The following is a 12900-nucleotide window of genomic DNA, read 5'->3' on the forward strand; positions in this document are numbered from 1 at the left end:
GACGGTTTCTCAGGTGTCGCACTCCAGGACCGTGCGGCACAGGCCGCACCGGGCCCGGGTCCGGCCCCTGACCGGGACCCGGACGCGCTGGTGGCACGTGGGGCAGGCGAAGGAGACCCGGAGACCGTCCGCCCCGCCCTCGAAGGCGTACGTGACGGACGGGTCGGGGGCGGCGCCCGGGTGGTCCCCGGCGTGACGGCGGTCCTTGGCGTAACGGCGTCTGCCCGCCCACCCGGCGGCCGTCAGCGGCGGCCGCTGCAGGTCACGCAGGGCCTCGGCCCGTCCCTTGGTGTACGCCGTGTACGCCTGGGGGCTGGTGAACCAGACGGACGGGTCCTCGTCGAAGACCAGCGCACGCTTGGCGAGTACGTACCCGAACTCCTCGGGAGTGAGATAGCCGAGCTTCTGACTGGAGAGCGCGTCCTGACGGAAGGCGTCCAGCAGCAGCCAGCCGGCGCCGAGATAGGCCGTCACCGTGTCCGTCAGGATCTCGTTGTCGCGGGTGCCGGGGAGCTCCAGCCCCAGCCGGTGCAGCAGCACATGGGTGATCTCGTGCGCCAGAGCGGCCCCGATGTCCCTGCGGTGCGTACGGAATCGGTCGTTGAGCTCGATGAAGTACTCGGGTCCGGCGGCGAGTTCGACGCTCGCGGCGTGCTCCATCCGCCGGAAGCCCACGACGATACGGGCCTGCGGCAGACGCAGGTGCTGCACCAGGGCGCCGGCCACCCGCTGGGCACCCGGATACAGGTCGTCCACGTCGGAGAAGGCGACGTCGGCCGGGGCGAGGCTCGTCGCGTAGGCGCGCACACCGTCGGGGGAGACCCGCCGGTAGAGCGCGGTGATCGCGGACCTGACCGCGTCGAGATGCGGGAACCCATGGACGACCGGACCACCGCCGGCGTTGCTGCCGTCGCTCACGTCCCAACCCCCATCAACGGCGCCCAACGGACCTTCACTCTAGGCCGATCCGCCGGAATCCGGCCGGGGGACGACAAATGATCTTGGCCGGAAACCCTGCCTTGTGTCAGCGGTGATCACTTCCCGATAATCGGATCGTTCTTGTCGCGGGCATGGCGAAAAGTGTATCGGTCGACGCCCCTGACCAGGACACGCACGCCCGCACGCCTGCACCAACACCCCCCCCACACGAAAGCAGACACTCCTGTGAAGCAGCTTCTGCGCACGCTCAAAAGATGTTCCGTCATAGCCGCGGTGGCCCTTGCCGGCCTGAGCCTTCAGCCCAGTGCCTCCGCCACCCCCGCCCCCATAGTCGGCGGGACCCGCGCCGCCCAGGGCGAATTCCCCTTCATGGTCCGGCTCTCCATGGGCTGCGGCGGCGCGCTCTACGCCCAGGACATCGTGCTGACCGCCGCACACTGCGTGGACGGCTCCGGCAACGACAACTCGATCACCGCCACCGGCGGCACCGTCGACCTGGAGTCCGGCAGCGCGGTCACCGTCAGGTCCACCAAGGTTCTCCAGGCCCCCGGCTACGACGGAACGGGCAAGGACTGGGCGCTGATCAAGCTCGCCGAGCCCATCGACCAGCCCACCCTGAAGATCGCCACCACCACCGCGTACAACACGGGCACCTTCACCGTCGCGGGCTGGGGCGCCGCCACCGAGGGCGGCGACCAGGAGCGCTACCTCCTCAAGGCGTCCGTGCCGTACGTCTCCGACTCCGTCTGCCAGGACGCCTATGACGGCGAACTCGTCCCCGGCGAGGAACTCTGCGCCGGATACGTGGACGAAGGCGGCGTGGACAGCTGCCAGGGTGACTCCGGCGGACCCATGTTCCGCAAGGACGACGCCGGAGACTGGATCCAGGTCGGCATCGTCAGCTGGGGCCAGGGCTGCGCCCGCGCCGGCTACCCCGGCGTGTACACCGAGGTCTCGACCTTCGCGTCGGACATCGCCTCCGCGGCCTCGAACCTCTGACCCGGCTCGTCCGAGCGCCCCTGGGGCGCCCGTCCCGACGGGCGCCCCAGGGGCCAGGGCCGTGTCCACCACCCCCCAGCCGGTGCGTCTAAGCTCGCTGACCATGACCAAGAGCAACATCGACGAGTACGTCACCGCCGAACTGAACCGGCTGCGCGAGAGCATCGACAACATCGATGCCGCAGTCGTCCACATGCTCGCCGAGCGTTTCAAGGCCACCCAGCAGGTGGGCCACCTCAAGGCCGAACACCACCTGCCGCCCGCCGACCCCGCCCGCGAGGCCCGCCAGATCGCCCGGCTGCGGCAGCTCGCCGAGAGCGCCAGGCTGGATCCCGCCTTCGCCGAGAAGCTCCTGAACTTCATCGTGGCCGAGGTCATCCGCCACCACGAGCGCATCGCCGAGAAAACCACCACCCCCGAAGCCTGACCCCACCACCGGCCCCGGACCGACCCACGGACCCCGGGGCCGCACCCGTACGCCCCCTGGCACCTCGCGACAGTCCTGACGCCCAGGGCACCTCGCGACAGCCCTGACGCCCAGGGCACCTCGCGACAGTCCTGACGCCCGACAGCCCTGACCAAGGCCGGACGGCCCCGCGCAGGCCCCCCCCGCCGCCCGTCAGCCCTGTGAGAACGCCACTGCACAGCCCCGCACCCGTACGGCAGCATGGGCGCCATGTCCGTACTGACGCGCAACGAAGCGCAGACCCGCGCCCAGCTCCTCGACGTACACCGGTACACCGTCGACCTCGACCTCACCACGGGCGAGGAGACCTTCCACTCCCGGACGGTCATCCGGTTCACCGCCCACACGGCCGGGGACACCTTCGTCGAGATCAAGCCGGCAACCCTGCGCTCACTCAGCCTCGACGGACAGGCCCTCGACCCCGAGCGACTCGACGAGAACCGCTACCCCCTGGACGGCCTCACCGCCGGCCCCCACGAACTCACCGCCGACGCCACCATGCGCTACTCCCGCACCGGCGAAGGCATGCACCGCTTCACCGACCCGGCCGACGGCGAAACCTACGTCTACACCCAGCTCTTCATGGAAGACGTCCAACGCGTCTTCCCCGCCTTCGACCAGCCCGACCTCAAATCCGTGTTCGACCTCACCGTCACCGCACCCACCGGCTGGACCGTCCTCGGCAACGGCACCACCACCCAGGCCACCGAAGGCCACTGGACCATCGCCCCCACCCCACCCATCTCCACCTACCTCGTCGCCGTCGCCGCCGGCCCCTGGCACTCCGTCACCACCCACCACGCCGGCCTCCCCTTCGGCATCCACTGCCGCCGCTCCCTCGCCCCCCACCTGGACGCCGACGCCGACGAAATCTTCGGCATCACCCGCGCCTGCTACGACCGCTACCACGACAAATTCGACGAGCCCTACCCCTTCGACTCCTACGACCAGGCCTTCGTCCCCGAATTCAACGCCGGCGCCATGGAGAACCCCGGACTCGTCACCTTCCGCGACGAATTCATCTACCGCTCCGCCGTCACCGCCACCGAACGCCAGACCCGCGCCATGGTCATCGCCCACGAAATGGCCCACATGTGGTTCGGCGACCTCGTCACCCTCACATGGTGGGACGACATCTGGCTCAACGAGTCCTTCGCCGAATACATGGGCTACCAGACCCTCACCGAAGCCACCCTTCCCCAAGCTCTCAACTCCGTTCGAGCAGGGGAGACCCCATACCCCGACACCTGGGTCGAATTCGGAGTCTCCCGCAAGGGCTGGGGCTACGACGCGGACCAACGCCCCACCACCCACCCCGTCGCCCCGGACCCCGACGCCGTCCCCGACACCGCCTCCGCCCTCCTCAACTTCGACGGCATCTCCTACGCCAAGGGCGCATCCGCACTCCGCCAACTCGTCGCCTGGCTCGGCGAAAAGGACTTCCTCACCGGCATCAACACCCACTTCGCCCGGCACAAATTCGGCAACGCCACCCTCGCCGACTTCATCGACAACCTCGCCACCGCCACCGACCGGGACGTCCACACCTGGGCCGCCGACTGGCTCCGCACCACCGGCATCGACACCCTCACAGCCCACGTCGAGAACACCGGCAACAGCTGGAACCTCACCGTCGACCACGCGGGCACCCGCCCCCACCGCATCACCGTCGGCACCTACGACCACAGCCTCGACACCCAGACCGGCACCGACCAGCTCACCCTCCGCAGCCGTTTCGAACTCGACATCCCCCAGAACGGCACCCCCACCACCCAGCCCGGCCACCGCCCCGACCTCGTCGTCCTCAACGACAACGACCTCACCTACGCCAAGATCCGCCTCGACCACGACTCCTGGAACACCGCCCTCACCCACCTCTCCGGCATCCCCGACCCCCTCACCCGCGCCGTCATCTGGAACACCGCCCGCGACATGGTCCGCGACAGCGCACTCCACCCCACCGTCCACCTCACCGCGGCCCGCACCCACCTCCCCTACGAAACCGACCTCGCCCTCGTCCACGGCGTCCTCGGCTTCGCCGCCACCCACATCGCCGACCGCTACCTCACACCCGAGGACCGGCCCACCGCCCTCGCCACCCTCACCTCCCTCTGCCGCGACCTCCTCCGCCGCACCGAAGGACTCACCGCCAAGGACTGGGAACAGAGCCCCGGCACCACACCCGGCAGCCCCGACCCCGGCCTCCGCCTCACCGCCGTACGCCACTTCATCGACGCCGCCACCCAGCCCGACGCCATCCAGGACTGGCTCCGCGAAGGCGCCGTCCCCGGCGGACCCGAACTCGACCCCGAACTCCGCTGGCGCATCCTCACCCGCCTCGCCGTCCTCGGCGCCACCGACGAGACCGCCATCGCCCACGAACTCGACAAGGACCCCAGCGCCACCGGACAGGAAGGCGCCGCCCGCTGCCGCGCCGCCCTCCCCACCCCCGAAGCCAAAGCAGCCGCCTGGCAGGCGATGTTCACCGACGACACCCTGTCCAACTACCTCTTCACAGCCACCGCCCAGGGCTTCTGGCAGCCCGAACAGAACGAACTCCTCCACCCCTACACCGCCCGCTACTACCCCGACGCCATCGCACTCGCCGCACGCCGCGGCCCCGCCATCGCCGAAGCCGCCGGACGCCACGCCTTCCCCGTACACGCCATCGACACCGACAGCATCCACCTCGGCGACCAGGCCCTCACCGACCCCGCACTCACCCCCGCCCTGCGCCGCAAACTCACCGACCAGCTCGACGACGTCCGCCGCGCCCTCGCCGTACGCGACGCCCACCGGACCGACACCCCGACCACGCCGTAACGCAACACCCCGACCACGCCGTAACGCCACACCCCGACCACGCCGTAACGCCACACCCCGACCCCCACGACACCGTGCCCGGCCCCCACAGAAGAGGCCGGGCACAGTCATGCGAACAACGAACGCTTATACCAGCCCCTGGGTCACCAACACCCCCACACCGAGCCCCAGTACCCCTTTCGGGTTGAGATCGTTGGGCTCTTCGGCCGCACCCTCCGCAATCCGGACAAGCTGGCACCACCGCCCCCGCGCACCCGAAGGACCACACCACCCATGCCCACCCCGCCCCTCGCCGGAGGCACCGCAGGCCCCGCCCACCTGCGCCCCCTCATCGACACCGTCCTCACCGCACTCCACGACGGCGCCACCCGCCGCAACGGCCCACTCCCCGCCGGCGGCCCCGACACCGTCACAGAAAAACTCCACCACGCCACCGGCCCCCTCATCCCCGACCACGGAACCGGCGCCCACCACGCCCTCCGCACCCTCGTCACCGCACTCACCGAAGGCGCCGCCGACCCCGCACACCCCCACTGCGCCGCCCACCTCCACACCCCACCCCTCGCACTCGCCGCCGCAGCCGACCTCGCCGCATCAGCCCTCAACCCCTCCATGGACTCCTGGGACCAGGCCCCCGCAGCCTCCGCCCTCGAAACCGCCCTCACCACCGCACTCGCCGCCGAGATCTACCCCCACACCACCGACCCCGACGCCCTCGTCACCACCGGCGGCACCGAAGCCAACCAACTCGCCCTCCTCCTCGCCCGCGAACGCCACGGCCCCGTACAGACCATCTGCGCCGCCAACGCCCACCACAGCATCACCCGCGCCGCCTGGCTCCTCGGCCTCCCCCAACCCGTCGTCATCCCAGCCCCCACCGGCGTCATGGACCTCACCGCACTCCGCGACGCCCTCATCCGCAACGACGGCCCCCTCCTCGTCACCGCCACCGCAGGCACCACCGACACCGGCCAGATCGACCCCCTCACCGACATCGCCGACCTCACCACCACCCACGGCGCCGACCTCCACATCGACGCGGCATACGGCGGCCCCCTCCTCTTCAGCCCCACCCACCGCCACACCCTCCGCAGCCTCCACCGCGCCCACAGCGTCACCCTCGACCTGCACAAACTCGGCTGGCAACCCGCATCAGCCGGCATCCTCGCCGTCCCCCACCACCACGACCTCACCCCCCTCCACCACCACGCCCCCTACCTCAACGCCGACGACGACACCGACGCAGGCCTCCCCGACCTCCTCGGCCGCTCCCTGCGCACCACCCGCCGACCCGACGCCCTCAAGATCGCCGTCACCCTCCAAGCACTCGGCCGCGACGGACTCGCCGACCTCATCGACCGCACCATCGCCACCGCCCACCACCTCGCCGACCTCATCGAAAAAGACCCCGCACTCGAGCTCTACGACCGCCCCACCATCAGCACCGTCCTCTTCCGCCCCACCCACACCGACGACACCACCGTCGCCACCATCCGCCGCACCCTCCTCAACCAAGGACACGCCGTACTCGGCCGCGCCCGAACCGGCGACCGCCTCTGGCTCAAAGCCACCCTCCTCAACCCCCACACCACCCCCGACGACCTCCAGCAGCTCCTCACCCTCGTCACCCACACCCACACCCGCGCCACCACGGAAGGCAGCACCCCCCGATGACCGAACGGACCACCCCCGAAGGCCACCGGACCCACGACCTCATCGGCATCGGCCTCGGCCCCTTCAACCTCTCCCTCGCCGCCCTCGCCGACCGCATCCCCACCACCCCCGACACCACCCCCCTCACCACCGCCTTCTACGAACAACGCCCCGCCTTCCACTGGCACCCCGGCCTCCTCATCGACGGCGCCACCCTCCAAGTCCCCTTCCTCGCCGACCTCACCACCCTCGCCGACCCCACCAGCCCCTGGACCTTCCTCAACTACCTCCGCACCCGCGACCGCCTCTACCCCTTCTACTTCGCCGAGCAGTTCCACATCCACCGCGCCGAATACGACGCCTACTGCCGCTGGGTCAGCGAACAACTCCCCACCATCCACTTCAACCACCAGGTCGACGCCATCCGCTGGAACCCCGACCACTCCCACTTCGAGGTCGACCACACCCGACTCGACGCCGACGGCGAAGCCCAAGCACTCGGACGCACCCACACCCGCCACATCGCCCTCGGCGTCGGCACCGCCCCCTTCATCCCCGAACCCCTACGCCCCCTCGCAGAAGCCCCCGGCGTCCCCGTCATCCACTCCGCCGACTACCTCCACCACCGCGAAGAACTCCTCCGCGCCGACCACATCACCGTCATCGGCTCCGGCCAGTCAGGCGCCGAAATCTTCCTCGACCTCCTCCGCGCCCGCCCCCACGGCATCGAAAGGATCCACTGGCTCGCCCGCACCCAGGCCTTCGCCCCCATGGAGTACTCAAAACTCGGCCTCGAACACTTCACCCCCGACTACACCCACTACTTCCACGCACTCCCCGAACACGTACGCGACACCCTCGTCCCTCAGCAATGGCAACTCCACAAAGGCATCGACACCGACACCATCGCCGCCATCCACGACGAGCTCTACCGCCGCACCCTCCACGGAGGCTGGCCCGACGCCACCCTCACCCCCGGCGTCAGAGTCCGCACCGCAGGCCGCCTCTCCGGCAGCGGCACCCGCATCGAACTCCACCTCGAACACACTCAGCAAGCCACCCGAAGCCGCCTCACCACCGACGCCGTCGTCCTCGCCACCGGCTACCGCGAACGCCCCCTCGACACCCTCCTCACCGGCATCACCCCCCACATCCGCCGCGACACCCAAGGACGCCCCCGCATCCACACCGACTTCCGCCTCGACCTCGACCCCGCCATCACCGGCAACATCTACGTACAGAACGCCGAACGCCACACCCACGGAGTCGGCGCCCCCGACCTCGGACTCGCCGCCTGGCGCAGCGCCACCATCCTCAACAACCTCACCGGCACCACCCCCTACCCCCTCCCACAACGCACCGCCTTCACCACCTTCGGCCTCACCCCCCACACCAACCCCGCCGTCCCCGGACAAGGCAGCCCCCTCACCCCCCTCACCCCCCTCGGACAGGTCCGCTGACCACACGAAAGCGGCCGCCCTCCCCAAGGAGAACGGCCGCCCCACACACCCACCAGCAGCTAGAACACCGGCACACCATCCCGCGTCAGACGCCAGTCCACCGAAGCGAACTCCGCAGGATCCACCGAACCCTTCGCCTGAACCCACCCGATGATCGTGTTCCGGATCTCATCCGAATTCGCCCACAACTGCTTCGCACCAGGCACATGCGGGAAGTTGCCCCCACCACTCGCCCGATAGTTGTTCACCGCGAACACGAACTCCGCCGCCGGATCCACCGGCGCCCCCTCGAACGACAACCCCACGATCCGCGAACCCACCGGCTTCGCGATATCGACGTCATACGTCACACCCGACACCACGTCATAGTTGTAATCCGGAATGTCCTCCGCATTCGTCAACTTCGACGTATCCACCGGCGCACCCGCAGCCGTCTGCACGTAGTACCTCACCGAGTACTCCAGATAATCCTTCAGCTGCGCACCCGTCAGAAGCCGCGCCTCCAGCGTGTTCTCGAACGGATACAACCCCGCAGCATCCTTGATCGTCACCTCACCCGCAGGGATCGACGCCGTACGCGAGAAACACGCCGCCTGCGACAGCACCGGCAACGCCGCATACTCCCCGCCCGCCAGCGCCTCCCTCACCGTCTCCGCCTGCACCAGATTGATCAGATCGATGACCGGCTCGTCCTTCCACGGCGCCTCCGCCGTCGACATCGCCACCACCGACGTACCGATCACCTGGTTCACATACGCCACCACCTCTCGGTGCTCATCCCCGAGCAACGACGTGATCCGCGGATCCTCCTCCACCGTGTTCGAGTTCAGCACCGAAGCACCGACCTTCTCGACCACCCAACGGCCCTTCTCCCACACCAGACCGAAATCGAACAGCGTCAGCCGCTGCCCCCACTTCAACGGCTCCGAGAGAACAACCTGCTTCCCCGTCTCCTTGTTCGTCACGAAATACTCAGGAATCTCCGAGTGCGCGTGACCCACCAGAATCGCGTCGATCCCCGGCACCTGCTCCGCCACCAGACCCGCCGCATTCTCGACATACGGCAACTGATCCCCGTACGACGACGTACCCGACGAACCCGAATGCGCCGAAACGATCACCACATCCGCACCCATCGAACGAAGCTTCGGCACCCACTTCGCCGCCTGCTCCTCAAGCCCCGGGAACACCATCTTCCCGCCCACATTCGCCTTGTCCCAGATCGCGATACCGGGATTCGTCAAACCCAGCACCGCCACCCGCACATCACGACCATGCGGCGTACGCACCCGCTTGATCACATACGGAGCGAACGCCGGCCGCAACGTCTTCGCATCCAGCGCATTCGCACCCAGCAGCGGAAAATCACACTGCTCCTCGAACTTCCGCAACACCGGAATGCCGTAGTTGAACTCATGATTCCCGAGCGCAGCCGCGTCATAACCGATCTTGTTCATCGCCTGCGCCATCGGATGCACAGGACCACGCTTCGCCGTGATCGGATCGATCTTCGCGTAGTAGTACGACAACTGCGTGCCCTGGATCGTGTCACCCGCATCGATCAACAACGTGTTCCGGCGACCCCGGTCCTCACGGATCTGATCCACCAGCGTCGAGATCTTCGCCAGACCGACATCGTTCTGCGCCGAGTCGTCGAACTCCTTGTCCGTGAAGTAGTCCCAGTTGAAGACATTGCCGTGCAGGTCCGTCGTCCCCATCACCGTGAACGAGTAGCGCTTCGGCGGACGCCCATGACCATGCCCCTTCGACTCGGAGGCCGCCGCAGACCCCGCACCGACCCCTCCCGCCAGCGCCACACCCGCACCGGCGACAGCCGAACGGCCCAGAAACGTCCTACGGTTCAACGGCATCCTTGACTCCTCGTTCGAGCGAACAACGCGCGTAGATTCTGGCCCAGCCACCCCCACCCGCAACACCCCCAACAGGTTTCGATCTGGTGACCAGCGGAGCCCACCCGCCTCCGGGCCCCACCGGGACGCGCCCTCCCCGATGCTCATCAGAGCACCCCGCCGCACAATTAAACAGTTGTCAATAACCCTTCACCCAAAGGCTGTTGGACAGTCATGCAGAGACAATTACCTACCCGCAGGTAAGGTCTAGGCTCAAACCATGCGCCGAGCAAAAATCGTTTGTACCCTGGGACCCGCAACCGACACATACGAGCAGATCAAAGCACTCGTCGAAGCGGGAATGGACATCGCCCGCCTCAACCTCAGCCACGGCACCTACACCGAACACGAAGAGCGCTACCACCGCGTACGCAAAGCCTCCGAAGAAACCGGCCGCAGCGTAGGAATCCTCGCCGACCTTCAAGGTCCGAAGATCCGCCTCGGCCGCTTCGCCGAAGGCCCCGTACTCCTTGAACGCGGCGACGACTTCACCATCACCGTCGAACCCAAGGAAGGCGACCGCACCACCTGCGGCACCACCTACGACGGCCTCGCCTCCGACGTCACCGCCGGCGAACGCATCCTCATCGACGACGGCCGCGTCACCCTCGAAGTCACCGAAGTCGACGGACCCCGCGTCCACACCACCGTCATCGAAGGCGGCATGGTCTCCGACCACAAGGGACTCAACCTCCCCGGCGTCGCCGTCTCCGTCCCCGCACTCTCCGAGAAGGACATCGAAGACCTCCGCTGGGCCCTGCGCACCGGCGCCGACGTCATCGCCCTCTCCTTCGTACGCAGCGGACGCGACATCGACGACGTCCACCGCATCATGGACGAGGAGAACCGCCGCCTCCCCGTCATCGCCAAGGTCGAGAAGCCCCAGGCCGTCGACAACATCGAGGACATCGTCGCCGCATTCGACGGCATCATGGTCGCCCGCGGCGACCTCGGCGTCGAAATGCCCCTGGAACAGGTCCCGATCGTCCAGAAGCGCGCCATCAAACTCGCCAAGCGCAACGCCAAGCCGGTCATCGTCGCCACCCAGATGCTCGAATCGATGATCGACAACTCCCGCCCCACCCGCGCCGAAGCCTCCGACGTCGCCAACGCCGTCATCGACGGCACGGACGCCGTGATGCTCTCCGGCGAGACCAGCGTCGGCAAACACCCCGTCGAGACCGTCCGCACCATGGCCCGCATCGTCGAGGCGGCCGAGGAGGACATCCTCGCCAAGGGCCTCCCGCCCCTCACCGACCGCAACAAGCCCCGCACCCAGGGCGGCGCGGTCGCCCGCGCGGCAGCCGAGATGGGCGACTTCCTCGGCGCCAAATTCCTGGTGGCCTTCACCCAGAGCGGCGACACCGTCAAGCGCCTCTCCCGCTACCGCTCCCCGATCCCGCTCCTCGCCTTCACCCCGGACCAGGGCACCTGCGCGCAGCTGAACCTGACGTGGGGCGTCGAGGCGTTCCTCGGGCCGCACGTGGAGTCGACGGACGCGATGGTGGCGCAGGTGGACGAGGAGCTGCTGCGGATCGGACGGTGCCAGAAGGGCGACATCGTGGTCATCACGGCCGGGTCCCCGCCGGGAGTCGCGGGCTCGACGAACCTGGTGCGGGTGCACCACATCGGCGAGGACGACAGCCCGCAGTGACGGTCGTCAGTACTTCGGCCCGACGTGAGCGTCCATGAGGGCGACGGACGCGCGTCGGGCTACGGAGATGTTGTACTCCTTGCCCGCGCGGGTGCAGTGCGTCCACTCGATACCGAGCTTGTCCAGAGTGTCGGTGTACAGCCGACGGATGTCGTCGGAGACATTGGTGAACCAGTACCGGGGGTACTCGTACCGCTTTCGGATCCCACCCACCATGCGGGTGGTCCAATTCATGGTCCGGCAGCCGTCGGAGTGGATGAGTCCCCGGATGAATTCCCATGCATGAGCGTCCACGATCTCCTGCTGCCAGGCTTCGAGGATGATCGGGCGCTCATGCTTCTTGCCCGGGCCGTGCTGCGGGAAGAGACATGTCCAGTGTTTGGTGAAGGACTTGACCTCGACGCATCCGCGCTTGTGTCGCCGCCCGGTGCGTGGCATGGGCATCACCCTGCGCATCACCGATTCAGCCTCGTCGATCAGCCCGGGCCAGTCGTCCCCGCAGAAGATCGACAGGTGGTGCTGCTTGGGCTTGGAGATGATGTGGCCGTCGCCCAGGTAGAGCCCTAGCAGATAGGCGTAGGCGACGCGATCAAAATCGCGGTCGATGCAGACCGGACAGTCGGTGGGCTGGGTGTACTGGACTCCGCGACTTTTGCGGTCCTCGTACAGCCACCAGCCGATTGTTCCGCGCGGAACATTGAGAAGCTCGGAAGCTGCTCGATTGGTGATCCCGCTCCGCAAGAGCGCGAGTGCTTCGTCGCGTATCGACGGATTGTGCTGTTCCATGCGACGGATTCTTGTGCGACCTTCGCAGGCATCTGCCAGATTCGAAGGGGCGTTCACCGGCAAGGATGAAGATCGCCAATAGGTGATCCAACCTTGGAAATGAAGGAGAAGTGCCCCGAGTCGGATTCGAACCGACGCTGTATGGGTTTTGAATCCATGGCCTCTACCGCTGGGCTACCGGGGCTCCTTCGAAACGAAGGATGCGGAAGA

9 protein-coding genes and 1 tRNA gene are annotated in these 12900 nt (G+C 67.9%); 6 read left to right on the plus strand and 4 right to left on the minus strand.

What is annotated here, in order from left to right:
* Positions 1 to 9: 9 nt before the first annotated feature.
* Complete coding sequence (locus tag ACIREO_RS15970; RefSeq protein WP_404109706.1) at positions 10 to 918, minus strand: hypothetical protein; 909 nt, start codon at positions 916 to 918, stop codon at positions 10 to 12.
* 246 nt (positions 919 to 1164) lie between these two features.
* Between ACIREO_RS15970 and ACIREO_RS15975 the strand changes: the two genes are divergently transcribed.
* From ACIREO_RS15975 to ACIREO_RS15995, 5 genes are all read left to right on the plus strand, one after another.
* Complete coding sequence (locus ACIREO_RS15975) at positions 1165 to 1938, plus strand: S1 family peptidase (RefSeq protein WP_404109708.1); 774 nt, start codon at positions 1165 to 1167, stop codon at positions 1936 to 1938.
* Between the two features lie 103 nt (positions 1939 to 2041).
* A complete protein-coding gene (locus ACIREO_RS15980; RefSeq protein ID WP_404109711.1) occupies positions 2042 to 2365 on the plus strand; it encodes a chorismate mutase in 324 nt (107 codons plus the stop codon).
* A 249-nt stretch (positions 2366 to 2614) separates the two neighbouring features.
* The gene (gene pepN / locus ACIREO_RS15985) at positions 2615 to 5227 is read left to right on the plus strand and encodes an aminopeptidase N (RefSeq protein ID WP_404109714.1); all 2613 of its coding nucleotides are present in this window, start codon (positions 2615 to 2617) and stop codon (positions 5225 to 5227) included.
* Positions 5228 to 5500: 273 nt separating this feature from the next.
* Positions 5501 to 6901: a pyridoxal phosphate-dependent decarboxylase family protein gene (locus ACIREO_RS15990; protein ID WP_404109717.1), complete on the plus strand. Its 1401-nt coding sequence runs from the start codon at positions 5501 to 5503 to the stop codon at positions 6899 to 6901.
* Positions 6898 to 8340: a lysine N(6)-hydroxylase/L-ornithine N(5)-oxygenase family protein gene (locus ACIREO_RS15995; protein WP_404109720.1), complete on the plus strand. Its 1443-nt coding sequence runs from the start codon at positions 6898 to 6900 to the stop codon at positions 8338 to 8340. Before ACIREO_RS15990 ends, ACIREO_RS15995 begins: the two co-directional genes overlap by 4 nt.
* Positions 8341 to 8399: 59 nt before the next feature.
* Here ACIREO_RS15995 and ACIREO_RS16000 read toward each other — a convergent pair whose 3' ends face one another.
* A complete protein-coding gene (locus tag ACIREO_RS16000) occupies positions 8400 to 10211 on the minus strand; it encodes a bifunctional metallophosphatase/5'-nucleotidase (RefSeq protein WP_404109723.1) in 1812 nt (603 codons plus the stop codon).
* 259 nt (positions 10212 to 10470) lie between these two features.
* Between ACIREO_RS16000 and pyk the strand changes: the two genes are divergently transcribed.
* The gene (pyk, locus tag ACIREO_RS16005) at positions 10471 to 11904 is read left to right on the plus strand and encodes a pyruvate kinase (protein ID WP_404109725.1); all 1434 of its coding nucleotides are present in this window, start codon (positions 10471 to 10473) and stop codon (positions 11902 to 11904) included.
* A 6-nt stretch (positions 11905 to 11910) separates the two neighbouring features.
* On the opposite strand, the gene ACIREO_RS16010 is transcribed toward pyk, so the two are convergent.
* Both ACIREO_RS16010 and ACIREO_RS16015 read right to left on the minus strand, forming a co-directional pair.
* The gene (locus ACIREO_RS16010; protein WP_404109728.1) at positions 11911 to 12690 is read right to left on the minus strand and encodes a helix-turn-helix domain-containing protein; all 780 of its coding nucleotides are present in this window, start codon (positions 12688 to 12690) and stop codon (positions 11911 to 11913) included.
* A 111-nt stretch (positions 12691 to 12801) separates the two neighbouring features.
* Positions 12802 to 12874, minus strand: a tRNA-Leu gene (locus tag ACIREO_RS16015).
* Between the last annotated feature and the right edge of the window lie 26 nt (positions 12875 to 12900).

Origin of the sequence: Streptomyces sp. NPDC102441 (assembly GCF_044765585.1) — a bacterium.
Lineage (GTDB): Bacteria > Actinomycetota > Actinomycetes > Streptomycetales > Streptomycetaceae > Streptomyces.

What these genes read in the sequence shown, in the direction of transcription:
- ACIREO_RS15980 (WP_404109711.1), top strand. Translation starts at nt 2,042, where the DNA reads ATGACCAAGAGCAACATCGACGAGTACGTCACCGCCGAACTGAACCGG.
- pepN (WP_404109714.1), top strand. Translation starts at nt 2,615, where the DNA reads ATGTCCGTACTGACGCGCAACGAAGCGCAGACCCGCGCCCAGCTCCTC.
- ACIREO_RS15990 (WP_404109717.1), top strand. Translation starts at nt 5,501, where the DNA reads ATGCCCACCCCGCCCCTCGCCGGAGGCACCGCAGGCCCCGCCCACCTG.
- ACIREO_RS15995 (WP_404109720.1), top strand. Translation starts at nt 6,898, where the DNA reads ATGACCGAACGGACCACCCCCGAAGGCCACCGGACCCACGACCTCATC.
- ACIREO_RS16000 (WP_404109723.1), bottom strand. Translation starts at nt 10,211, where the DNA reads ATGCCGTTGAACCGTAGGACGTTTCTGGGCCGTTCGGCTGTCGCCGGT.
- pyk (WP_404109725.1), top strand. Translation starts at nt 10,471, where the DNA reads ATGCGCCGAGCAAAAATCGTTTGTACCCTGGGACCCGCAACCGACACA.
- ACIREO_RS16010 (WP_404109728.1), bottom strand. Translation starts at nt 12,690, where the DNA reads ATGGAACAGCACAATCCGTCGATACGCGACGAAGCACTCGCGCTCTTG.